The organism is Sorangium sp. So ce1153 (assembly GCF_051521595.1).
Taxonomy (GTDB): domain Bacteria; phylum Myxococcota_A; class Polyangia; order Polyangiales; family Polyangiaceae; genus Sorangium.
Genome location: NZ_CP150361.1, coordinates 6,115,497 through 6,137,925, shown reverse-complemented (window position 1 = coordinate 6,137,925; position 22,429 = coordinate 6,115,497). Strand labels below are relative to the sequence as shown.

The following is a 22,429-nucleotide window of genomic DNA, read 5'->3' as shown; positions in this document are numbered from 1 at the left end:
ACGCGCTCCACGCGAGGCAACCTAGCCCAGGTCGGCGCGCCGGCAGCAGCCCGGGTCGAGGTCCCCGCCAGGCGGCGCGGCGCCGTAGCTGCGGAGGTCGGCGACGGCCGCGTCGACCTGCGCGACGATCGTGCGGGCGTGGTCGAGGAACGCGGCGCCGGCCGGCAGGAGGCGCATGCCCCGCGCGGTGCGCTCGAACAGCTGCGCGCCGAGCTCGTCCTCCAGGCCGCGGATCTGCCGGCTGAGGGGCGGCTGCGCGATGTGGAGCCGGCGCGCGGCGCGGCCGACGTGGCCCTCCTCGGCGACGGCGATGAAGTAACGGATCTGCGACAGGCTCACGCGCCCGATTCTACCGCGAACGCCGCCCGGGTGAGGAGCCGCGCGCGCGCGCCGAGATCAAAACAGTATTGGATGGTCTCGCGCGGCGCGCGCATACGCCTGGCATGAACGTGGACATCCTTGGGCCTCGCGCGTGCGAGGCGATGCGGCGCGCGGGGCGCGCGGCCGCGGCGACCCTCGCCGCCGTCGGGGCGCGGCTCCAGCCCTTCATGACGACCGCGGACATCGACCGGTGGGTGCGCGAGGACACGGCGCAGCGGGGCGGCCGCCCGAGTCAGCTGGGATACAAGGGCTTCCCGGCGGCGGTGTGCACGAGCCGGAACCACGTCGTGTGCCACGGGATCCCGCGGCGCGACGAGGTGCTCGCGCCGGGCGACATCGTCAACGTCGACGTGACGACGGAGCTCGACGGCTACCACGGCGACACGTCGGCGATGTTCTTCATCGGAGAGCCGAGCGCCGAGGCGCGGCACGTGGTGGACGTCGCCCGGCGCTGCCGGGACGCAGGGGTCGCGGTCGTGCGCGACGGGGCGCGGCTCGGCGACATCGGCGCGGCGATCGACGAGCTCGCGCGGGCCGAGGGGTGCAGCGTGGTCCGCGAGGTAGGCGGGCACGGCATCGGGCGGAGGATGCACCTGCCGCCGCACGTCGCCCACACGGGGGTGCGCGGCGCGGGCATGCGGCTCCGCGCCGGGATGGCGATCACGATCGAGCCGATGGTGAACCTGGGCTCGCACCGTATCCGCACGCTCGACGACGGGTGGACCATCGTCACGGAGGACGGCAGCCTCTCGGCGCAGTTCGAGCACACCGTGCTCGTCACGCGGGACGGCTGCGAGATCCTGACGCTCTGAGGGCGCGGGGGCCGCGAACAGGGCGCCCGCGGCGGCGCGGCGGTCGCTGCGTCACCTCCCCTTGGTCACCCATGCCCACACGAACTCGCACTCCATCGGCGTCGCGCCGCTCTCGTCCGTCACCGTGACCGCGACGGTCACGTCGCCCTTCGGCTGGTCCTCGAACGACCGGCGCTGCTCGGGCGTGAGGGTCGCGACAGCGCGCAGGCCGCCCTGGGCGCGGCGCTTGTAGTCGACCTTCATGCTGCGCAGGAGCGGCAGCTTGTCGTCGGGCAGGTTGACGGCGACGACGAAGCCGGTCGCCGTCTCGGCCAGGAGCCCGGCCGCGGCGGCGTGCACGCCGCCGATGTGGTTCTGCACCTTGCGCCCGCTGGCGAGCCGCAGCGCCACGCGCTCCGAGGTCACCTCGTCGAACTGGATCCCGGCGGTCCCCGTGAACGGCACCATGCGCTGGAACAGCACCGTCTGCGCCCGGGAGCGCAGGAAGGGTGGGAGCACCTGGAGCGGGGCGAGCGAGCGGGCGATGAGGTTCAGCTTGGACATGAGGGTCTCCGAGGGCGGCGAGCTTAGGAGGGTCTCCGAGGGCGGCGAGCTTAGGAGGGTCTCCGAGGGCGGCGAGGCGAGCGTGGGAAGCGCGGCGAGCTTAGCGCATGCGGACCGGGCGCCGCGCTCGGGGCGGGCTGCGCGCGGAGCTGCTGGCCGCGGAGCTCGGGACAGCGCTGCCGCCGCTGCGCCCTTCAGCGCCGCCGCCGCTGCGACTTGCTCACCGCGGCGGCGGCCTCTTCCTCGGCCTGCTCCCCCTCGGCGCGCGCCGTGTCCGTCTCGACGCGCAGCCTGCCCCGCCGGTCCGCGCGCGCCGTCTCGATGCGCTGGCGCTCGGCCGCGGCGGGCGGCAGGCCCCGGCCGGCCACCTTCGCCATGGCGAGCTCATGCCTGCGGCGATGGTGCTCGTGCCACCACCGCATGCCCTCGACCTCCTGCGCCCAGTCGTCCTCGTTCGCGGTGAACGCGACGAGGGCGTGGATGCCGAGGCCGATGGCCCAGAGCAGCGGGACCAGCGACACCCAGAAGGCGACGCCGAGCACGGCGCCGATCACGAGCAGCACCGAGTTGACGATGAAGTAAACGCCGAGGTGCCGGTAGAAGTCGCGGCGCTGGCGCCGGAGCCACGCGGCGCGCTCGGCGGCGGTGGCGAGCCCGGTCTTCTGCTCGGCGTCGCGCGCGCGCAGCGCCCGGCTCGCCTCGCGCACCGCCTCCGGGTCCACGCCCACCTCCTGGGCCGCGGCGAGCAGGTCGTCGAAGCCGAGGCGCGCGTCGCCCCGCGGCGCGCCCCCGTCCGCCGAGGCCTGGCGCTCGATCGCCCGCGCGAGGACGTCGCGCACCTGGTCGGTCGAGAACCGCTGCGCTGCGGTCTCCCCTCCCCGAGCGGTCTCCCCTCCCCGAGGCGCCTCGCTCGCCCTCGAGGCGGGCGGCGCGGAGTACGTGGACGCCGCCGCGGCGGGCGCCTCGCCCCTGCCGGCCGCCTCGAGCGCCCGCACGAGGTCGTCCATCGACGCGAACCTCTCCTCGGGGCGCTTCGAGAGGGCGCGCAGCACGACCGCGCTCACCGCGGGCGGCACCGAGGCGGCGTCGAGCAGGGTGCGATCGGCCTCGTCCGTGAGGATCGAGGCGACGACAGCGAGCATGTCGCCGGCGCCGCGCCAGGGCAGCCTGCCCGTGAGGAGCTCGAACGCGAGCACGCCCCACGCGAACTGGTCCGCGCGCCCGTCGAGCTCCCCGCCGCGGATCTGCTCCGGGGCCATGTACACTGGCGTCCCGAGCTTGACGCCCAGGGCGGTCAGCGTCGGCAGCGCGGGCGCCTCGGTCGAGGCGCTCGGATCGGCCTCGCCGGCGGCGCGGCGGGCGATGCCGAAGTCGAGCACCTTGATCACGCCGTCGTCGCGGACCATCACGTTCTCCGGCTTGATGTCCCGGTGGACGAGCCCGCGCCGGTGCGCCGCGGCGAGCGCGCGGCCGACGTCGGCGAGCCAGGCGACCCGGATCGAGCCCGGCACCTCGGGGCCGCCGATCGCGCTGCGAAGGGTGCGGCCGGCGACGAGCTCCATCACGATGAACGGCGTCCCATCGAGCTCGCCGACGTCGAAGATCGAGACCGCGTTCGGGTGATCGAGCGCGGCGGCCGCGCGCGCCTCGCGGAGCAGGCGCGCGGCGGCGTCGGGGTCCACGGCGCCGCCGGCGATGACCTTGACGGCGACGCGCCGGCCGAGCCGCGCGTCGTGGGCCCTGTAGACGCAGCCCATCCCCCCCTGCCCGATCGCGGCCTCGATCGTGTAGCGCTCGAACGAATCGCCCGGCTTCAGCATGGCCGGCGCCGAGCGTAATGGATCCGCGCGGGCTTGGACAGGCAGCCAGGGCCGCGGTCGGCCCGGGGGCGCGCGCCGCCGACGGAGGCGGGGTGCGGCGGCCGAGGAGGGCGCGCGGCGGCCGAGGAGGGCGCGAGCGGCGGGGCGAGAACTCGGCGGCTCACGGCGCCGCGGCTTGTGTAAGGTGGCGCCATGTCATCGCATCGAACGATGCTGCTCGGGGTCGCGGTCGGGGCAGCGGCCGGTCTGACGGCGAACGCGGTCGCGGCGGGCTCTCCGGTGCTCGGCTGGATCGTCGATCACATCACCTACCCGGTGGGCCAGATCTTCCTGCGCCTGCTGTTCATGCTCGTGCTCCCGATCCTGTTCTCGGCGCTCGTCATGGGCATCTGCGAGCTCGATCTGAAGCACGTCGGCCGGCTCGGCCTGCGGACGCTGGGCTACACGGCCGTCGTCTCGACCATCGCGGTGCTGATCGGCCTCGTCCTGGTGAACCTGATCCGCCCGGGCGACGGCCTGCCCGAGGCGGTCCGGAGCCTCGCGCAGGGCGGCGGCATCAAGGCGGCGACCGCGCCGGTCGACACCTCGCCGGTGGGGATGATCATCGCGATGGTGCCCGACAACGTCATCAAGGCGGCGGCGGCGGGCGACGTGCTCGCCGTCATCACCTTCTCGCTGCTCTTCGGCCTCGCCCTGTCGCTCACCCAGACCGAGGCGGCAGCGCGGCTCCGCGACGGCATCCAGGGGCTGTTCGACGTCTCGATGCGGCTCATCGAGGGGGTGCTCCGGTTCGCGTGGATCGGCGTGGGCGCGCTGCTCTTCACGATCACCTCCCGGATGGGCATCGGCGTCATGCAGCAGCTGGCGGCGTACGTCCTCACGGTGCTGCTCGGCCTCGGGCTGCACATGTTCGTGGTGTACTCGCTCTCGGTGCGCTTCCTCGGCGGGATGTCGCCGGTGGCCTTCTTTCGCGGGAGCCGGACGGCGATCGTGACGGCGTTCTCGACCGCCTCGTCGAACGCGACGTTGCCGACGTCGCTGAAGGTGGCCGAGGAGGAGCTGCGGCTCCCGCCGTCCGTGGCGCGCTTCGTCCTGACCGCCGGGGCCGCGATGAACCAGAACGGGACGGCGCTGTTCGAGGGGGTCACCGTGCTCTTCCTGGCGCAGGTCTACGGCGTCACGCTGACGCTCGGGCAGCAGGCGATCGTGATGCTCATCTCGGTGCTCGGGGGCATCGGCACCGCGGGCATCCCTGCCGGGTCGCTCCCCGTGATCGCGATGATCCTTGGGATGCTGGGCATCCCGCCCGAGGGACTCGGCTTGGTCCTCGGGGTCGACCGCTTCCTCGACATGTGCCGGACCGTGATCAACGTCGTGGGGGATCTGGCGGCGGCCGTGTACGTATCGCGGGACGCGCAGCCGAGCCCGCAGGGAGAGGCCGGGGGCTGAGCCGCCCGAGGGCGGTTCGGCCGGCGAGGTGGCCGCCTCGCGCCGCGCGGATCTCGCTGGCGCGGGCAGGCGGCCGTCGCGAAGCTTCCGCCGAGCTGAACTCCACGAGCGACGCTGCTGGAGGTTGGAGATGCAGAATCCTGAATTTGCTCGACGTTTTGCGCAGGAGTGGATCGCCGCCTGGAACTCTCACGACCTGGAGCGGATCTTCTCTCATTACACAGACGACTTCGAGATGAGCTCGCCGTTCATCGTGGAGCGGATGCACGAGCCTTCCGGGACGTTGAAGGGGAAAGCGGCGATCCGGCCCTACTGGGAGAAGGGGTTGGCCGCGGATCCATCGCTCCGCTTCGAGCTGGAAGCGGCGCTTCCTGGCGTCGATAGCCTCACGATCCTCTACCGGACGGCGTCCGGCCGCAGGGTGGCGGAAGTCGTGGTGTTCAACGAGCAGCGGCAGGTCATCAAGGGGCTGGCGCACTACGAGTAGGCGAAGGCCGCCTCCGCCTGGAGCTCCTCCTCGCCGCCGGGCGTGATCGGCGGCGGCAGGTCGCTCGACGTGCCTGCCGCGAGCGCGAGCAGGGCGACGATCTCACGGAACAAAAGAAAGCGAGCTGGCCCTTCCGGACCAGCTCGCCACCGGCGCGGCGCCGCGCACAGCGGTGCCGGGCACCACCCTCGACATCCAGCGCGACGCCGGTCATGCCGGCGATGGCGCTATCAGGCCGCCATCTTCATGCCCGGCATCATCATGCTCGGCATCATGTTCATCATGTTCGGCATCATGCCGCCCATCATGCCCGGCATCATCATGTTCGGCATCATGCCCATCATGTTCGGCATCATGCCCATCATGTTCGGCATCATGCCCATCATGTTCGGCATCATGCCCATCATGTTCGGCATCATGCCCATCATGTTCGGCATCATGCCCGGCATCATACCCATCATGTTGGGCATCATCGGCATCATGCCACCCATCATCGGCATCATGCCCATCATGTTGGGCATCATCGGCATCATGCCGCTCATCGGCATCATGCCGCTCATCATCGGCATCATGTTCCCCATCATCGGCATCGAGCTCATTGGCATGTTCATCATGGCTTTTTTCTCCGTCAGTGGTTTCGCCGATTTGAATAACCCCCTGCCGGCATGGGAGCAATATCGAACCCGGGGAGCGCGGCGCTTTCCTCCAGGGGAGCGGATGGGTGTTCGGACAGAGCGGACGCCCTGTTGAACGAAGCGGAGGAGCATCCACAATAGCGGCGGCTCCAGCCGCCGCCCCGGCTGAAAGCCCCCCGTTCGAGCGCCGTGCGTGCGTGTCGCGACACAGCAACGAAACACAGAGGTGCAGGAGCACAGCCGAGCTCGGCCTTCAGGTATTCTCGACCCGGGTCCCACCCCTCGATCTCCAGATAACCAGCGGATGAGCCGGTTCGGCTCCGCCACCGGGAATGCGCGCGGTGTGTGGCCGAGCTCGTCTGGAACGATGAGGCGCTGGCGCCAGCGTGGCGCGCCGGGCTCGCGGCGTCATTTTCCCTCACGGGTGCTCGATCGTCGCTCCCGTCACCGGATCGCGCAGCATGAGCTCGCCTCGGATTCGTCCTGTTCACCACCGCGGGGGCCGATTCTCCATGCCACAAAAAGCGCGCGGCCGGGTTTGTGCCCCGGCCGCCGCGCCGACTCGCGAGGATCGCTCACGCAGCCATCGTCACGAGAACGACCGGTGCTCCGGCCGGACGCCGGCTGCCGTCGTCGCGTAAGCCGAGCGGTAGTCGGTGATGAGCCAGACCAGGCCGACAGCCACGCCCGACACCAGGTAGAAGTTCCTCGCGGCGGACGCCTCATCGAAGTTGAACAGCCACGGCGCCGCGACGAGGAAGACGGCGACCGCCGCCTCGAGCCCGCCGTGAACCGGGAACGGGATGACCTTGGCGGCGCCCAGCGGGAACGCGGTGAGCAGCGTCATGGCAAGGTGCACCGCGCCCAGGATATAGCAGAGCGTCTCGGGCAGCCCGCTGAAGCCGAACAGCGAAGGGGCCAGCAGGAAAAGGGCCGCGACAGCATAGTCGATATATCCATGAACTCGAGGCGACAGGATCTTCATGACCGACTCCTTGAAATCAATATTTGATTCGATCGATTGCCTTCGTCGGCCAGGGAGGCTGCAAGGCGCATGCCGCAGAGTGGCTCGGCGGCACGGATCCGTCCGCCCGGCGAGCTCAGCGAGCACGTCACTCCTTCATCGCGAGGAGGCATCGCGAGGAGGCGTCGCGATGCGCCATCGCGATGCGCCATCGCGATGAGCGTCGTCAGACGGCCGGCGCTGGCCCGGCGCGCGGGCGCTGCGCGCCTCGACAGCAGCGCTCCAGGGCCCCTGAGCGCCGCGTCGAGCCGACTGGCCCCCGGTCGCGACATCTCTTCATGTGGCACATTGCCCCGAGAGCGCTCACCCGCCCCATGACATCGTCGCTCGGCGCTCCCGGAGCTCCGTGAGAGGGCGTGTTTTCCTGATTGTCCAGCGCGCTCGCCCGGCAGCTCGGCCTGAGTCAGCGCTGTGGCGCCGGCGTGAGGAGCGTCGTCAGGGCGCTTGCTCGAGGAACTTCACCAGCGCATCCCGGTACTTCTCGAACGCCTCGACCTGCGGCAGGTGGCCCACGCCGGGGAGCTCGACGAGCCTGGCGCCGGGGATCGCCTGCGCGGCCTTCTTGCCCAGCGTCGTGTAGTCGCCGAGCGCGTCCGCGGCCTCCTTCGGGGCCCAAGCCCGCCCGAGCGCCGTCCGGTCCCGCAGCCCGATGACGAGCAGCGTGGGCGTACGGATGCGCGGCAGCTCGTAGACGACAGGCTGGGTGAAGATCATGTCGTACGTGAGCGCCGAGCACCAGGCGACGCGCGGGTACTCGGGGTGCTCTGTCCAGCCCGCCTGGACCTCGATCTGGCGCTCGTACTCGGGCTTCCAGGCGCCGTCGTAGTAACTCTTGCGCTGGTAGTCGCGGATGCTGTCGCGCGTCGCCTCGAGCTCCTGCTTGTACCAGGCGTCGATGGGGCGGTAGGGGACCACCGTCTTCCAGTCCTCGAGGCCGATGGGATTGACCAGGATGAGGCGCTCTGTGCGCTCGGCGAACATGAGGGCAAAGCGCGCGGCGAGCATCCCTCCCATCGAGTGACCGACGACGGCCGCGCGCTGCACGCCGAGGGAGTCGAGCAGCGCGCGCGTCGTCTCGGCCAGGCCGTGGAAGCTGAACTGGTAAGCAGCGGGCTTCGTCGACTTGCCGAACCCGATCTGATCGGGCGCGATCACCCGGAAGCCCCGCTCGGTCAGCGCGCGGATCGTCGGCTCCCAGTAGGACGCGGAGAAGTTCTTGCCATGGAGCAGCAGCACCGCGCGCCCGTTCGGCTTTTCGGGCTGCACGTCCATGTACGCCATGCGGAGCTTCTGGCGTTGCGACTCGACCTCGAGGTACCGGACCGGATAAGGGTACGCGTACGACGTGAGCTCCGGATCGAGGCCCGCGGCGGGCGCCGCCGCTGGAGGCGCGCCAGGCGGCGCCGCAGGCGGGCCGCTCGGCGGCTCTGCCGGGCGCGCGGCGGGCGGCGCCGCGGGGCGGGCCGCCGGCGCGCACCCGGGTGCGGTCGCGAGCGAGAGGAGGAGCGACGCGAGGACACGAGGGAGCGAGAGCCTTCTCAAGGGGAGACCTCCAGGGTCACTTCGCGGGGGCGGACACCAGGAGCTCGGGATCGACGCGCGTGTCGAAGAGGTTCATGCGCCAGTCGAGGTGCGCTCCGTTCGTGCGGCCGGTCATCCCGACGGTCGCGATGACCTGACCCTGCTTGACCTCGTCGTTCACCTTCGCGGCGAACCCGTGGAGATGGATGAACGTGGAGGTCAGTCCATGACCGTGATCGATGATCATCGTGTGACCGCTCAGCGGGAGGTCCTTCTCGACGAGCACCACCTTGCCGCAGGCGGGCGCGCGCACCGCCGTCCCGACGGGCACGGCGATGTCCACGCCCCAGTGGATCCCGCCGTCGGTGCCGTTCAGGACGCGCGGCTGGCCATACCGTGAGGAGATCGGGCCCTTCGAGGGCCAGATGAAGCCGTCCTTGTAGCAGTTCTTCTTCGTGTACTTGCTCCGGATCGCGTCGAGCTTCTTCTCGGCCTGCGTGAGCTTCACGCGCGTCGCCATGTCGAGCTTGACCATGTTCTCCGGCAGGTGGTCGACCTTGTCGACCTCGAACGTGCGCTGCTCCACGTCGAAGAGCTTCTCGAGGACCTGCCCGTCGTCGAACGTGATGGTCAGCTTCTCCTGCGCCGGCGCGTTGCGCGAGAAGGCGATTAGGAACTCCCCCTCGTCGCTGACGGTCACCCGGTGGCCCGGGAACGCCATGCGGCGCAGCTTGCCGTTCAGCTTGGCGCGGAGGAGCCCTCCCTGGACGGCGCGCCCTTCCACGGAGAGCCGGCTGTCGTCGGCCGGGGGTGCCCCGGCGTCGGCGGAGGCCGCGCTCGCGCTGGCGTCGGCCGCCGCGCCGGCGTCGGCGGCTCCGCCGGGATCGGCCGTCGGTGCCGCGCTCGCCGAGGCTGGCGCGCTGGCCGACGCGGGCGGCGCCGGCGAGGCGTCCGGCGCCGGATCGGCGGAGGCCTGGACGCTCGCGTCGGGGGAGCCCGAGGGGGCACCGCGATCACACGCAGCTACAGCGAGCAGGCTTACAAGGATGGCGGAGACGCGCATGGCCGCGATCGTGCCAGAATTCGCGTACACCGACGAAAATAATGTGGGTGTGTGAGATGCTGGCGTGCGCCGGTGCAATGACCGGCGTGCTGCCGCTCGACATCTCGCCCTCGTCAGCGAGCGTGATCCGCCGTGCGAGCGACAGGCTCGCCACGCCAGCTCGAGGTGAGCGCGGCGCGGCGGGCTGGCGGGGGTGCCGGGTTCAGTTCTCGACGCGCGGGGTGTCGTGCCGCGGCTGCGGTCGCCCCTGGGGCATCGCCTGCCCCTGGGGCCGACCTTGCCCCTGGGGGGCCCGACCTTGCCCCTGCGCCTGGGGCCGGCCCTGCCCCTGCAACGGCGGCCGCCCTTGCGGCCGGCCCTGCCCCTGCGGTCGGCCCTGCCCCTGCGGCCGGCCCTGCCCTTGCGGCCGGCCTTGCCCTTGCGGCCGGCCCTGCGCTTGCCCCTGCGGCTGCGACGCGGGCCTGGGGTCGGCCTGCACGCCGGCGAACCCGGGGCTGGCGAGGATGGGGAGGCGCTTCTGGATGAGGCGCTCGATGTCGGCGAGGTACGTCCGCTCCTCGCTGTCGCAGAACGAGAGCGCGACCCCCGACGCCCCGGCGCGCGCCGTGCGGCCGATGCGGTGCACGTAGCTCTCCGGGATGTTCGGCAGGTCGTAGTTGATCACGTGCGAGATGTCGTCGATGTCGATGCCGCGCGCCGCGATGTCGGTCGCGACCAGCACGCTCGTCGTCCCCTGCTTGAAGCTCGCCAGGGCCCGCTCGCGGGCGCCCTGGGACTTGTTCCCGTGGATGGCGACGGCCTCGATGCGCGCCCGGCTGAGCTGCTGGACCACGCGGTTGGCGCCGTGCTTGGTCCGGGTGAACACGATCGCGCGGCGGAGGGCGGGATCCTTGAGCACGTGCTCCAGCATCGCGCGCTTGTCGGACCGCTCGACGAAGACCACCCGCTGGTCGATGTTCTCGGCCGTGGTGGCGACCCGCGCGACCTCGACCTTCACCGGGCGGTGCAGGATGCTGTTCGCGAGCTTCTGGATGTCCGGCGGCATCGTGGCCGAGAACAGCAGCGTCTGGCGGCGCTCGGGCAGCATGGCGAGCACGCGCCGGATGTCGTGGATGAACCCCATGTCGAGCATCCGATCGGCCTCGTCGAGCACGAGCGTCTCGAGCCGCCCGAACGGGGCGATGCCCTGCGAGCAGAGGTCGAGCAGCCGGCCCGGCGTCGCCACGAGCACGTCGACCCCGCGGCGCAGCGCCTCCATCTGGGGGCGCTGCCCGACCCCGCCGAAGACGACCGCGGTCCGCAGCCCGAGGTTCTTTCCGTAGGTGATGAAGCTCTCGCCGACCTGCGCCGCGAGCTCGCGCGTCGGCGTGAGCACGAGGACGCGGAGCCCGCGCTGGCCCGGCGCGCCCCCCTGCGCGAGCCGCTGCAGGATCGGCAGCGCGAACGCGGCGGTCTTGCCGGTCCCCGTCTGCGCGCACCCGAGGACGTCATTGCCCTCGAGGATCGGGGGGATGGCCTGCTCCTGGATGGGCGTCGGGGCGCTGTACCCCTCGGCTTCGATGGCGCGGAGCAGCGGTTCGATGAGCTTGAGATCGGCAAATTGCATGGACACTGGGCTCGCCAGGAGCCCCTCCTGAGCAGGGAAAGAAGCGCCGCGGGCACCGCGCCCTCAAACGCAGAGGGCTCGATCACGGAGAGCTGCCGCCCTGCGCCTCCTTCTTGCGTGGAGGCTGCGAGGCCCACTTGACAGCGACCGAGCACCGCGACCCGTGCCAGGTCAGTCCGAGGCCGCGACTCTAGTACGAGGTGGTGAGGAAGTCGAGCCGCGACCGCGCGTCTGGCCTAGCCTAGCCTAGCCGCGCGAGCGGGTTCCGTGCGCTCCGCGCCTCGTGCTACACCCGCGCGCCGGGGGCTCGCGCGCGTCGCCTGGCGCCGCGTCGCTCAGCTTTCCCGATCTGTCCATTCGTTTGCAGCTCCTCCGCAGCACGCCATGGCCGAAACCGCCGAAGCCTCGAAACCGCCGGCCCAGGCCGGGCACTCCGCTCCGAAGCACGCTGGCCCGCCGGTGCCCCGCTCGCGGCGGCGGCGCTGGATCCTCGGCGCCGTCGCCGTCCCGGTGCTCGCCGGCGCGGGGCTGTGGACGGCGGTGCACCGGATCCCGTGGATGGGCCCGCTCGTCGCGAACGGCCTGCGCTCCGTGATCGGGGCCGAGAACGTGACCGCGCTCGAGGAGACCGCCTACGCGGTGGAGGATCGCGTCCACCGGCTGTGGCGCGGGAGCGAGCCGCCGAAGACGTACTGGGAGGTGCCCGAGCCGGCGCCGGAGCCCCCCGCGCCCGCCGCCGGGGCGGACGCCGCGGCGGCCCCGGCGGTCGTGACGGCGGTGTTCCGGCCGAAGGACGTCGGCCCCTCGCACGCGGCCTGGCCCGCTCCCGGCGACGGGCGCTGGGTGCCGATCGTCGACCGCGCGCTCGCGGTCGACGATCGGCACCCGCCGCGCCTCTACAAGACGCTGATCCACCCGGATCCGCACCGTTCGTGGGCGGAGCTGTTCGTCGTGGCGGTGGATCTCTCGGCGGTCGACGTCCACCTGATGGCCGGCTCGCGGGAGCCGGCGGCGACCACCGAGGAGGGCAAGACCTACGAGCGGCGCGCGAAGGTCCCGGAGGCGCACCAGGCGCAGCTGCTCGCGGCCTTCAACGGCGGCTTCATGACCGAGCACGGCCAGTGGGGGATGCGGGTCGACGACGTGACCCTGGTGCGCGCCCGGGAGCAGGGCTGCACCGTCGCGCTCCACCGCGACGGGCGGGTGCAGATCGGGCCGTGGAGCAGGCTGGCCGCCGACGAGGGCAGCATGCGGTGGTGGCGGCAGACGCCGAGCTGCATGGTCGACGAGGGCGAGCTCCACCCGCTGCTCCGCGCGCCCGAGGTGCGCAACTGGGGCGCGACGCTGGACGGCAACACGGTGATCCGCCGCTCGGCGGTGGGGCTCGACCGCGAGGGCAAGGTCCTCTTCGTCGGCATCAGCAACCACACGACGGCGGCCGCGATCGCGCTCGGGCTGCGCCACGCCGGCGCCGCGGCCGTGGCGCAGCTCGACGTGAACTGGTCGTACCCGAAGTTCCTGCTCTACGAGCCTGGCGAGGGCGGCGCGCTCATGCCGGTCGCGCTGGCGAGCGGCTTCGAGTTCTCGGAAGACGAGTACATCCGCAAGCGCTCCCTGCGCGATTTCTTCTACCTGACCCGCAAGGCCCCGGTCCCGTCCGCCGCGACGCCGTAACCCCCTCGCGGCGCGCGCCGCGGCCCCTTCCGGACCGGGCGCCGCGCTGACGGACGAGGGGGCAGACCCCCCCATCGCAGCGCCGTCGAGGGCCTCGCGGCCGCGTCCATCCCCGTCGATGCGCGCCGCCGCGCCGCCGCGCCGCGGGCCGCTGGAGCCGCGCGCCGGGCGGCCATTGCCTTCATCGCGTCCTCACGACCCCAGGACGACTGCAGGGGAGCAGCCGACGTGAGCCGCACACCGGGAGCAACATGCCTGTGCCCCCTCCAGGCAAGCCCATCGAAGCCCATTACGATCAAGCGTCATCATTTGCCAAACAAAGACCTTTTCAAGGGGTGCATCAAAGCGCATTGAGAAATACGCGACTATTTCCCAGGCAAAAGCATCCTTCGCGACGCGTAGCTCATTCCGTTTATCTGATTGAATTTTCCGGCCATTCTTCGGCAAAAACGACGTGATCCGTGATTGACAGCGTGAGGAAGTCCGATAGGTAACGACTCCTGACGACGGTCCACCATGCGTTTCTATGCCGACCTCCACGTGCACTCGAAATACTCCCGGGCGACGAGCGGCGATTGCGACCTTGCGCACCTGAGCTACTGGGCTCAGCGCAAGGGCATCGCGGTGCTCGGCACCGGTGACTTCACCCATCCGGTGTGGATGGCCGAGCTCCGCGACGGCCTCGTGCCCGCCGAGCCCGGGCTCTTTCGCCTGCGAGAGGACCGCGAGCGCGCGGTCTCGGAGCGGCTCCCGGGCGCCTGCCGCGCGGCGACCCGCTTCATGCTCTCGGTGGAGATCTCGACGATCTACAAGAAGGGAGATCGGACGCGGAAGATCCATCACCTCCTCTACGCGCCCGACTTCGACTCGGCGGATCGGATCGTCCGCGCGCTCGGCAAGGTCGGCAACCTGACCGCCGACGGGCGGCCCATCCTTGGGCTCGACTCGCGCCACCTGCTCGAGATCGTCCTGGAGTCGGGCGAGGGCTCCTACCTCGTGCCGGCGCACATCTGGACTCCGTGGTTCTCGGTGCTGGGCTCGAAGGCCGGCTTCGACGCTGTCGAGGAGTGCTACGGCGATCTCGCGCCGCACATCTTCGCGCTCGAGACGGGGCTCTCGTCGGACCCCGCCATGAACTGGCGCATCTCCGGGCTCGACCGGTACCGGCTCGTCTCCAGCTCGGACGCGCACTCGCCCGCGAAGCTCGGCCGCGAGGCCACGGCCTTCGACACCCCGGTCGACTATTTCGCGATCCGGCGCGCCCTGGAGACCGGCGAGGGCTTCTGCGGCACGGTGGAGTTCTTCCCGGAAGAGGGCAAATACCACCTCGACGGCCACCGGAAGTGCAATGTCGTGCTCTCGTCGGCGGAGACGCGGGCGCTCTCCGAGGCGTGCCCCGTGTGCGGGCACCCGGTGACCGTGGGCGTGCTGCACCGGGTCGAGGAGCTCGCCGATCGCGAGGAGGGGGCGCGGCCCGAGGGCGCTAGCGAGTTCCGCAACCTGGTGCCCCTGCCCGAGGTGCTGGCCGAGCTCCACGGCCTCGGCGCCTCCAGCAAGGCGGTGCAGCGGAGCTACGACGCGGTGCTGTCGCGGGTCGGCCCCGAGCTGTTCCTCCTCGGCGACGCCCCGCTCGAGGACATCGAGCGCGCCGGGACCCCCCTCCTCTCGGAGGCGATCGCGCGGATGCGGGACGGGCGCGTGATCCGCGACGCGGGCTACGACGGCGAGTACGGCGCGATCCGCGTCTTCCAGCCGGACGAGCTGAAGCAGCGCCGCGGGGGCGGGCTCCTCTTCCAGGAGGAGCCCGCGACCCCGGAGCCGCCCGCGGCATCGCGTCCGTCCACGGGCGAGCGCCCGCCGGAGGGGGCGCGCTCGGCGCGCTCATCTGCCGCGGGAGACCCCCCTCCGGCGCGCCGCGGCCGGGCGCGCGCCGATGCAGGGCCGCGCCTGGCGTCCTCCGGCGGGGCGCCGTCGTCCTCCGGAGCGCAGCCGTCTTCCGGCGCGGCGCTACCGGGTGACTCGCCCCCGGCGCCGCCGCCCGACGATCCGCCGGCGGGCGGCAAGGGGCTGCTCGCGGCGCTCGACCCGGAGCAGCGCGCCGCGGCGGAGGTCGCCGAGGGCGCGTTGCTCCTCCTTGCCGGGCCGGGCACCGGCAAGACCCGCACGCTCACCCATCGGATCGCGCACCTCGTCGTCGACCTCGGCGTGCCGCCCGAGCAGTGCCTCGCGATCACCTTCACCCGCCGCGCCGCCGACGAGCTGCGGGAGCGCCTCGCCGCGCTGCTCGGCGAGGCTGCGGGTCGGGTGCCCGCCATGACCTTCCACGCGCTCGGCCTGTCGCTGCTCCGCCAGCACGCGGCCGGCGGCGTCGCGCGCATCACGCCGAAGATCGCCGGCGACCAGGAGCGGACGGCGCTGCTCGCCGCGGCGCTCGGCGTCCCGGAGCGGCGGGCGGCCAGGCTGCTCGCCGACATCGCCGCGCTGAAGCGGACCTACCCGCGCCACGCCGACGCGCACGCGCTGCGGGAGGGCGCCTCGCCCGCCGGCGGCGAGCTCGACCGCCACGTCGATCGCGCGTGGAAGGTGTACGAGGACGAGCTCGCCGCGCGCGGGCTCCTCGACCTCGACGACCTCATCGGCCACGCGATCCTCCTGCTGGAGGAGCGGAGCGACGCGCTCGCCGCCGCGCGCGCGCAGGCCCGGTACCTGTCCATCGACGAGTACCAGGACATCGACGAGCGCCAGTACCGCCTCGTGCGCGCGCTGGTTCCCCCCGGCGGGAACGTCTGCGCCATCGGGGACCCGGATCAGGCGATCTACGGGTTCCGCGGCGCCGACGTGGGCTTCTTCTTCCGCTTCCAGCAGGATTTTCCAGCAGCACGCGTGATCCGCCTGAAGCGGAATTACCGCTCGTCACGCCCCATCGTCGAGGCAGCGCTCCAGGTGATCGCGCCCTCGCCGACGCTCGGCGCGCGGGAGCTCCTGCCGGACGGGCGGAACGCCGGGAGCGTGGAGCTCGTGGCGGTCCACGATGCCCCCACGGAGCGCGCCGAGGCGGAGCACGTGGTGCACACGGTCGAGCGGATGCTCGGGGGCTCCACGTTCTTCTCGATGGATAGCGGGCGTGTGTCGGCGCCGCACGGCGGTGGGGAGTACGCCTTCTCGGACTTCGCGGTGCTCTACCGGACCGAGGCGCAGTCCGAGGCGCTGCGGGAGGCGTTCGCGCGCTCCGGCATGCCGTTCCAGCGGCGGTCCGAGCGCCGCGTGGCCGAGCGGGCGGCCTCGGAGGCGCTCGCGCGGGCGCTAGCCGGCACCGCGCCGGGGCCGCTCGCGACCCGCCTCAAGGCGGCAGCGGCCCGGCTGCGGGAGGAGGTGGCGCAGCCGCCTGCCCAGCCCGGGCCGGACCTCGCCGCGTCCGTGGAGGGCGCGGCTCCGGAGGGCGACACGGCGCGCCTCGGCGAGGCCGAGGTGGACGCGGCGCTGGAGCTCTTGCTCCCGCTCGCGGAGCGCTGCGGAGGGGACCTCGATCGGTTCCTGATCGAGGTGGCGGTGAGCTCCGAGGTCGACGCGTGGGATCCGCGGGCCGACCGCATCTCGCTCCTCACCTTGCACGCGGCCAAGGGGCTCGAGTTCCGGGTGGTCTTCCTGGTCGGGTGCGAGGACGGCCTGCTCCCGCTGCGGTTCTCCGGCAGGGGCGAGACCGACATCGCCGAGGAGCGCCGGCTCTTCTACGTCGGCATGACGCGGGCGCGAGAGCGGCTGTTCCTCACCCGCGCCTTGCAGCGCGCGCGGCACGGCAAGGTGGTGGAGACCGAGGTCTCGCCGTTCGTGCGCGAGGTCGAGGAGCGGCTGCTCCTGCGGATCGGTCCGTCGCCGGAGGCGCACAAGAAGCGAGCCGGCGCCGACCGACAGATGAAGCTGTTCTAGCTAGCGCGGTGCTCGGGCGGGAAGAAGATGAATCGCCGAGACGCCAAGGACGCCAGGAGAGAGAAGATAAAGAAGAGAAAGCTCTCTTGTCCTTCTCTTCTCTCTTGGCGTCCTTGGCGTCTCGGCGGTCTTATTCATCTCGCTCTCCCGCGCCCCGGTCACCGACCAGCTGCGCGATCGTCGCCGCGAAGCGGCCTGGATCCAGGGGCTTCGCGGCGTACTCGTCGTATCCTCCGTCGATGGCGCGTGCGCGGTAGTGGTCCCCTACATACGACGTCACGGCGATCGCACGGATGCCGTGCACCTTCGGATCGGCGTGACGGCGGATGGCGTCGATCAGCACGTAGCCGTCCCGCCCCGGCATCCCTATATCGCTGATCAGCACGTGGAGCTCTCGCGAGGAGAGCAGCTCGAGCGCCTCCTCGACGGACGCCGCGCTCTCGACCGTCGCCTCCGCCCGGGTGAGCATGCGGGTGAACAGCTCCCGCGTGTCGTCGTCGTCGTCGACGAGGAGCACGCGCACGTGGCGCAGCGTGGTCTGCTGCTCCGGAGCCGCGAGCCTCGCGGAGTCCGTCCCGGACTCACGGAGCGGCAGCGTCACCGTGAACGTCGCGCCGCGCCCCTCGCCTGCGCTCTCTGCGGCGACCGTGCCGCCGTGCGCCTCCACGAGGTACCGCACCACCGCGAGCCCCAGCCCCAGCCCGCCGTCCTTGCGCGGGGTGTCCGTGTCCTCCTGCCGGAACCGCTCGAAGACGTGGGGCAAGAACCCGCGCGCGATCCCCACGCCCGTATCCCGGACGACGATCTGCGCTCGCGCGCCGGCGCGCTCGAGGCGCACGTCGATCCTGCCCTCCGCGGGCGTGAACTTCACGGCGTTCGCCAGGAGGTTCCACACGACCTGCTGCAGGCGCGCGGCGTCCCCGGTCGCGTCGCGCGCGGGGTCGTCGACGTGCAGCGCGATCTCGACCCGCCTCGCCTCCGCCGCAGGGCGGACGCTGTCGATCGCGGACGCGACGACCTCGCCGAGATCGATGTCGTCCGCGCTTATCCGCATCTTGCCGGTCACGCACCGGGACACATCGAGGAGATCCTCGATCACCCTCAGCTGCACCGAGGCGTTCCGCCGGATGACCTCCAGCGCATGCTGGACGGTCGCCGCGTCCTCGCGAGGATCGCTGACGATGTGCGTCCACCCGAGGATCGCGTTGAGCGGCGTCCGCAGCTCGTGGGAGAGGACCGCGAGGAACTCGTCCTTCGAGCGACTCGCCGTCTCTGCGTCCGCGCGGGCCGCGCGCTCCAGCGAGAGGAGCCGCTCGCGCTCGGCCTCGGCGCGCTCGCGATCCGCCAGCGCCTGCCGCAGCGCGCCCTCGAGCTCCTTGCGGTACTCGAGCTCTTCCTCCAGCGCCCGCGCCCGCTGCTGCAGCTCGCTGACCTCGAAGGGGACGAGAGGCGGGGTGGAGATCGCGCTGCCGCCCGACGAAGGATCCCTGAACGTCTGCATCGTCGCCCTCCACACCGGGATCTCCCGAGCACGATCCCAGGACGCCGGCAGAAGGAGCCAGGCGTGTCTTGACGGCTCGTACGGTACGTTAACCCATCCTGCGTGACAACCCTCTATGAGCTCCAACGATGGTCAAAGGTGGATGATCAACGTTCAACGCCGATCCGTGCCCGGCATCGCTCGACGGACGTGACGAACGGACCGGAGCAGGTCAATCTCGAGCATTCTCCTGTCCTGTCGATGACATACGCGCGGCGCTCCGACTCGCCAGCTGAGGCGCTGGCGCCCGCTGTCCGCCAGCGTCTCACCGGCAGGATGTGACTGGGACGAAGGGGAACGCCTCGAGGCGTTGTTGGACACGCCACCTCGCCGGCGCGCGTCTCGGCCCGCCGGCGGGCGGGAACACAGGGCTCAGCGCAGAGGGGCCGCCGCGCTCGCCTACTTCGTCGCGCCGCCGAGGCGCTTCTGGCTCGCGCACGCCGCCTTGTCCTGCGTCCGCGAGCACTGCTCCGCGTAGAAGGCGCGCGCGCGCTCCTTGTCCTTGCTCTCCAGGAGCGGACCGAACGCGTCGCACGCCTTCTTTTCACGCCACTGCGTGCAGGCCTTCTCGTAGAGCGAGAACGCCCTCGCCGGGTCGGCCGGCACCCCGTCGCCCCGCTGCCAGATCTCCGCGGCGCGCAGGCAGCCGCCGGTGCCGCACACCTTTTCGTAGAGCGCCGCGGCGCGCGCCATGTCCTTCGGGATGCCGGTCCCCTTCTCGTACATCGCCGCGAGGCTCATGCACGCCTCGGCGCCGAACCCCTTCTCCGGACACCCCTTCTCGAAGAACGCATAGGCCTTGGCGACGTCCTTCGGGACGCCGTCCCCCTCCCCGTACACCGAGCCAGCGGCGTTGCAGGCGCGCATGTCGCCCAGGGTGCAGCCGCGCCGGTACGCGGCGATCGCCTTCACGCCGTCCTTCGGGGCGCCCTGCCCCTTGCGCAGGATGTCGCCGAGCTCGACGCAGTCGTCCGCCTGGCCCCCTTCGCACGCGCGCTGGAGCACGCCCACGGCCACGGCCACGTCCTTCGCGGCGAGCTTCCCCTCGACCAGCATGTTGCCCAGCGAGCTGCAGCTCGGCCCGTGGCCGAGGTCGCAGCCGCGCCGCAGGAGCGCGACAGCGCGCGTCGCGTCCTTGGGGAGGACCGCCTGCGGGCCCTCCCGGAGGTACCACTCGGCCGCGCTCCAGCACGCCCAGCCGTCGCCCAGCTCGCACGCCTTGTCGGCGTACTCCCGCACCTTCGTCCGACCGGCCGCGTCCGGCGGCACCTTGGCGCTCACGATGTCGCGCAGCTGCTGCTTCCCCCGGGCGTAGCAGGCCTGCGCCACGCCGGCGCTGCACGCCTTCTCGAACAGCTCCGCCGCCCGCGCGTCGTCGCGCGGCAGGTCCTTGCCGCTCAGGTAGTGGATCCCGAGGTGATAGCAGCTCCCGACATCGCCCTTCCCGCACTGCGCCGCGCACGCCCTGGAGTCCGCGGGATCGCACAGGTGCGTCGGCGCGAACGACGGCGGCGAGCACTTCGCCCCGCTCAGCACCGTCCCGGCCGGGCACGGGCTCGAGAGCGCCGGCAACTCCTCCTCGGCCTGCTTCGCCGCCGGCTCGGGGGAGGCCGCCTTCTTCGAAAGCAGCGGGACGAGCTCCAGGCGCAGCGGCGCGTGGCAGCGCTCCGTGGGCGCCTGCGCGTCGACCCTCGCGGCCCGGCACGCCTCGAGCTCCCCTTCCTTGCTCGTGGTGCCGCCCTGGCTCGACGACGCCGCGGCCGCCCCGACCGCCGCGAACACCTGATCGACCGACCGCGCCGCGCCGCGGCCGCCCGGCGTCATCGCGAACGCCCCGAGCAGCGCGGACCGCACGAAGTGCGTCGCGCCGTCGCAGTTGCCCGAGAGATCCTGCGCGGAGACGGAGGTGACGGTCGTCGCCATCTTCCCCGTGGGCACGAGCGCCACGTCGATCGCGTTCGCGTTCGCGCCGGCGCCCTCGATCGCGGTGCTCAGCGCCACGGCGCCGAACGGAGCGTTCGCCTGCATCTCCGCAGGATTTGTGAGTTGAATTACGCTCTCTCTCCGGGTCACGCCGGCGAAGGAGTAGGATCCTGCGAGCTTGCACTGCGCGAGGAGCTTCAGCGTCGTGCAGTCGTACGAGACGACCGCGACGCCCTCTTTCATCGCGAGCTCGAGGTCGGAGCGGCGGGTCGTGAGCCAGTCGACGATGAGCGGCTCGGTGTGCCCGATGGCCGCGCACCCGCCGCTGCTCGCGCTGGCGCTGGTGGCCGGCGAGGCGGTAGGCCGGGGAGGATGCACCACCACCTCTGGATCCAGGCCCGGCCCGCAGGCCGTCGCTGCGAGCGAGAGACCAACCACGCACATGTCGAAGGCGCGTTTCATTGCGCCGACAGAACCATGAGCCGTGGGGTCCGGTCAATATGGCGAGCGCGGCCGAGCGCAGTGTCGACCGGCCAGGCCGGCCGCGCCGGGCTATGCTCGCGCGCCCCCCCGCCCGGAGCCGTCATGAGCACGTCCAGGTCCCAGGAGAGACTACAAGAGAGCCTGAGCCTGGTAACTACCCTGCTCGAAAAGCAGCGCGTCATCGAGACCCTGACCCACAAGCAAGAAAGCAAGAACAAAGAGCTCGTCGAGTCGCTGGTACACCGTCAAAATCTCGCCCTGCTGCAGAGGAAGCTCAGGGATCTGCACCCGGCGGACCTCGCCCACATCATCGAGGTGTTGCCCCAGGCAGACCGCCTTGTGGTCTGGGCTGAGCTCGAGCCCTACCGCGCCGCACAGGTGCTTCTCGAGGCGTCGCGCTCGGTCGGCGACTCGCTGGTCGAGGCGACGGAGCGCCGCCGGCTGGTCGAGGTGCTCGGCCAGCTCGACCCTGACGAGCTGGCCTATGTCCGCGAGTCGATCGACCCGGATATCGTGGCGGAGGTCTACCACTCGCTGGACGCCCGGGAGCAGTCGCTCTTCCGGTCGACGGTGGCGTATCCGGAGGAGTCGGTGGGCCGCCTGATGAGCCCGGAGCTCGTCTGGGTGCGCGACACATGGGACATGGGCGGCGCGCTGGAGGAGGTGCGCCGGCGGGCCGAGCTGCCGCCGCGCACCGAGACGCTGTTCGTCGTCGACGCGCGCCACGTGCTGCGCGGCGCGCTGTCGCTCAAGGACCTCTTGCTCCGGCCGCCGGGCGCGTCCGTGAGCGCCGTCATGTCGACGGACGTCGTGAGCTTCACGCCGCAGGATCACGCGAGCGACGCGGCCAAGGCGTTCGAGCGTTACGACCTCATCGCCGCGCCGGTGGTGGACGAGCGCGGCAAGCTGGTCGGCCGGCTGACCGTGGACGTGGTGATGGACTTCCTCCAGCGGCAGGCCCAGAGCGAGGCGCTGCGGCGCGCGGGCCTCTCGGGCGAGGAGGATTATTTCGCGCCCGCGTGGACCAGCGCGAAGAACCGCTGGCTCTGGCTCTTCGTCAACCTGCTCACGGCGTTCATGGCGTCGCGGGTGATCGGCCTCTTCGAGAGCACGATTCAGGATCTCGTGGCGCTGGCTGCGCTCATGCCGATCGTGGCCAGCGTCGGCGGCAACACGGGCAATCAGACCGTGGCGCTGATGATCCGCGGCCTCGCGCTCGACCGCATCACCCGGGCGAACACGCGCCATCTCCTGCGGAAGGAGCTCTTCGTGAGCCTGATGAACGGCGCGGTGTGGGGCACGGTCGTCGGCCTCGTCGCCGCGGTGCTCTACGGCAGCGTCCCGCTCGGCCTCGTGATGGCCGCGGCGATCCTGCTCAACCTGGTCGTCGCGGCGATGGTCGGCTGCGCGGTGCCGCTCGTGCTCCACCGCCTCGGCCGCGATCCGGCTCAGGGTGCGAGCGTCCTGCTCACGTTCAGCACCGACAGCATGGGTTTCTTCATCTTCCTGGGGCTCGCCCGGGCGTTCCTCGTCTGAGCGCG

Annotated in this window: 17 protein-coding genes; 7 read left to right on the top strand and 10 right to left on the bottom strand. The window is 71.7% G+C overall.

The features are described from left to right. Positions 1–21: 21 nt before the first annotated feature. On the bottom strand, positions 22–339 hold the full coding sequence (locus tag WME85_RS21875) for a LysR family transcriptional regulator (RefSeq protein ID WP_437311376.1): 318 nt from the start codon (positions 337–339) through the stop codon (positions 22–24). Positions 340–443: 104 nt separating this feature from the next. On the opposite strand from WME85_RS21875, the gene map reads away from it, so the two are divergent. After that, on the top strand, positions 444–1,193 hold the full coding sequence (gene map / locus WME85_RS21870; protein WP_437840645.1) for a type I methionyl aminopeptidase: 750 nt from the start codon (positions 444–446) through the stop codon (positions 1,191–1,193). A gap of 51 nt (positions 1,194–1,244) precedes the next feature. Here map and WME85_RS21865 read toward each other — a convergent pair whose 3' ends face one another. Both WME85_RS21865 and WME85_RS21860 read right to left on the bottom strand, forming a co-directional pair. Further along, positions 1,245–1,736, bottom strand: a complete 492-nt coding sequence (locus WME85_RS21865; RefSeq protein ID WP_437840644.1) for a hotdog fold domain-containing protein — start codon at positions 1,734–1,736, stop codon at positions 1,245–1,247. Between the two features lie 194 nt (positions 1,737–1,930). Next, positions 1,931–3,556, bottom strand: a complete 1,626-nt coding sequence (locus tag WME85_RS21860) for a protein kinase domain-containing protein (protein WP_437840642.1) — start codon at positions 3,554–3,556, stop codon at positions 1,931–1,933. 192 nt (positions 3,557–3,748) lie between these two features. Between WME85_RS21860 and WME85_RS21855 the strand changes: the two genes are divergently transcribed. Both WME85_RS21855 and WME85_RS21850 read left to right on the top strand, forming a co-directional pair. Beyond that, positions 3,749–5,005, top strand: coding sequence for a dicarboxylate/amino acid:cation symporter (locus WME85_RS21855; RefSeq protein ID WP_437311372.1), 1,257 nt, complete (start codon positions 3,749–3,751; stop codon positions 5,003–5,005). A 130-nt stretch (positions 5,006–5,135) separates the two neighbouring features. Next, positions 5,136–5,492: a nuclear transport factor 2 family protein gene (locus tag WME85_RS21850; protein ID WP_437840640.1), complete on the top strand. Its 357-nt coding sequence runs from the start codon at positions 5,136–5,138 to the stop codon at positions 5,490–5,492. Here the strand turns inward: WME85_RS21850 and WME85_RS21845 are convergent. Beyond that, positions 5,483–5,605: a hypothetical protein gene (locus WME85_RS21845; protein ID WP_437840638.1), complete on the bottom strand. Its 123-nt coding sequence runs from the start codon at positions 5,603–5,605 to the stop codon at positions 5,483–5,485. The genes WME85_RS21850 and WME85_RS21845 overlap by 10 nt on opposite strands. Positions 5,606–5,738: 133 nt before the next feature. On the opposite strand from WME85_RS21845, the gene WME85_RS21840 reads away from it, so the two are divergent. Beyond that, positions 5,739–6,242 (top strand): hypothetical protein, encoded by a 504-nt coding sequence (locus WME85_RS21840; RefSeq protein WP_437840637.1) that lies wholly within the window; start codon positions 5,739–5,741, stop codon positions 6,240–6,242. A gap of 474 nt (positions 6,243–6,716) precedes the next feature. Here WME85_RS21840 and WME85_RS21835 read toward each other — a convergent pair whose 3' ends face one another. The 4 genes from WME85_RS21835 to WME85_RS21820 form a co-directional block, all read right to left on the bottom strand. After that, entirely contained in the window at positions 6,717–7,112 is a 396-nt protein-coding gene (locus WME85_RS21835) for an SPW repeat domain-containing protein (protein ID WP_437840636.1), read from the bottom strand. A 474-nt stretch (positions 7,113–7,586) separates the two neighbouring features. Continuing rightward, on the bottom strand, positions 7,587–8,693 hold the full coding sequence (locus WME85_RS21830; RefSeq protein WP_437840635.1) for an alpha/beta fold hydrolase: 1,107 nt from the start codon (positions 8,691–8,693) through the stop codon (positions 7,587–7,589). Positions 8,694–8,709: 16 nt separating this feature from the next. Further along, complete coding sequence (locus WME85_RS21825) at positions 8,710–9,735, bottom strand: M23 family metallopeptidase (RefSeq protein WP_437840634.1); 1,026 nt, start codon at positions 9,733–9,735, stop codon at positions 8,710–8,712. A 202-nt stretch (positions 9,736–9,937) separates the two neighbouring features. Continuing rightward, positions 9,938–11,341: a DEAD/DEAH box helicase gene (locus tag WME85_RS21820; RefSeq protein WP_437840633.1), complete on the bottom strand. Its 1,404-nt coding sequence runs from the start codon at positions 11,339–11,341 to the stop codon at positions 9,938–9,940. A gap of 459 nt (positions 11,342–11,800) precedes the next feature. On the opposite strand from WME85_RS21820, the gene WME85_RS21815 reads away from it, so the two are divergent. Together WME85_RS21815 and WME85_RS21810 are read left to right on the top strand one after the other, a co-directional pair. Further along, positions 11,801–13,015, top strand: coding sequence for a hypothetical protein (locus WME85_RS21815; protein WP_437840632.1), 1,215 nt, complete (start codon positions 11,801–11,803; stop codon positions 13,013–13,015). 516 nt (positions 13,016–13,531) lie between these two features. Further along, positions 13,532–16,942, top strand: a complete 3,411-nt coding sequence (locus WME85_RS21810; RefSeq protein ID WP_437840631.1) for a UvrD-helicase domain-containing protein — start codon at positions 13,532–13,534, stop codon at positions 16,940–16,942. Between the two features lie 130 nt (positions 16,943–17,072). Here the strand turns inward: WME85_RS21810 and WME85_RS21805 are convergent, their stop codons facing one another. Both WME85_RS21805 and WME85_RS21800 read right to left on the bottom strand, forming a co-directional pair. Continuing rightward, positions 17,073–18,443 carry a hybrid sensor histidine kinase/response regulator gene (locus WME85_RS21805; RefSeq protein WP_437840630.1) on the bottom strand — a complete coding sequence of 457 codons (1,371 nt, stop codon included), beginning with the start codon at positions 18,441–18,443 and terminating at the stop codon, positions 17,073–17,075. Between the two features lie 438 nt (positions 18,444–18,881). After that, on the bottom strand, positions 18,882–20,867 hold the full coding sequence (locus WME85_RS21800) for an SEL1-like repeat protein (protein ID WP_437840629.1): 1,986 nt from the start codon (positions 20,865–20,867) through the stop codon (positions 18,882–18,884). 123 nt (positions 20,868–20,990) lie between these two features. On the opposite strand from WME85_RS21800, the gene mgtE reads away from it, so the two are divergent. Continuing rightward, positions 20,991–22,424, top strand: a complete 1,434-nt coding sequence (gene mgtE / locus WME85_RS21795; RefSeq protein ID WP_437840628.1) for a magnesium transporter — start codon at positions 20,991–20,993, stop codon at positions 22,422–22,424. Positions 22,425–22,429: the final 5 nt, after the last annotated feature.

Coding starts and splice junctions, on each gene's coding strand:
- map (WP_437840645.1), top strand. CDS start 444: ATGAACGTGGACATCCTTGGGCCTCGCGCGTGCGAGGCGATGCGGCGC.
- WME85_RS21865 (WP_437840644.1), bottom strand. CDS start 1,736: ATGTCCAAGCTGAACCTCATCGCCCGCTCGCTCGCCCCGCTCCAGGTG.
- WME85_RS21860 (WP_437840642.1), bottom strand. CDS start 3,556: ATGCTGAAGCCGGGCGATTCGTTCGAGCGCTACACGATCGAGGCCGCG.
- WME85_RS21855 (WP_437311372.1), top strand. CDS start 3,749: ATGTCATCGCATCGAACGATGCTGCTCGGGGTCGCGGTCGGGGCAGCG.
- WME85_RS21850 (WP_437840640.1), top strand. CDS start 5,136: ATGCAGAATCCTGAATTTGCTCGACGTTTTGCGCAGGAGTGGATCGCC.
- WME85_RS21840 (WP_437840637.1), top strand. CDS start 5,739: ATGCCCGGCATCATCATGCTCGGCATCATGTTCATCATGTTCGGCATC.
- WME85_RS21835 (WP_437840636.1), bottom strand. CDS start 7,112: ATGAAGATCCTGTCGCCTCGAGTTCATGGATATATCGACTATGCTGTC.
- WME85_RS21825 (WP_437840634.1), bottom strand. CDS start 9,735: ATGCGCGTCTCCGCCATCCTTGTAAGCCTGCTCGCTGTAGCTGCGTGT.
- WME85_RS21820 (WP_437840633.1), bottom strand. CDS start 11,341: ATGCAATTTGCCGATCTCAAGCTCATCGAACCGCTGCTCCGCGCCATC.
- WME85_RS21810 (WP_437840631.1), top strand. CDS start 13,532: ATGCGTTTCTATGCCGACCTCCACGTGCACTCGAAATACTCCCGGGCG.
- WME85_RS21805 (WP_437840630.1), bottom strand. CDS start 18,443: ATGCAGACGTTCAGGGATCCTTCGTCGGGCGGCAGCGCGATCTCCACC.
- WME85_RS21800 (WP_437840629.1), bottom strand. CDS start 20,867: ATGAAACGCGCCTTCGACATGTGCGTGGTTGGTCTCTCGCTCGCAGCG.
- mgtE (WP_437840628.1), top strand. CDS start 20,991: ATGAGCACGTCCAGGTCCCAGGAGAGACTACAAGAGAGCCTGAGCCTG.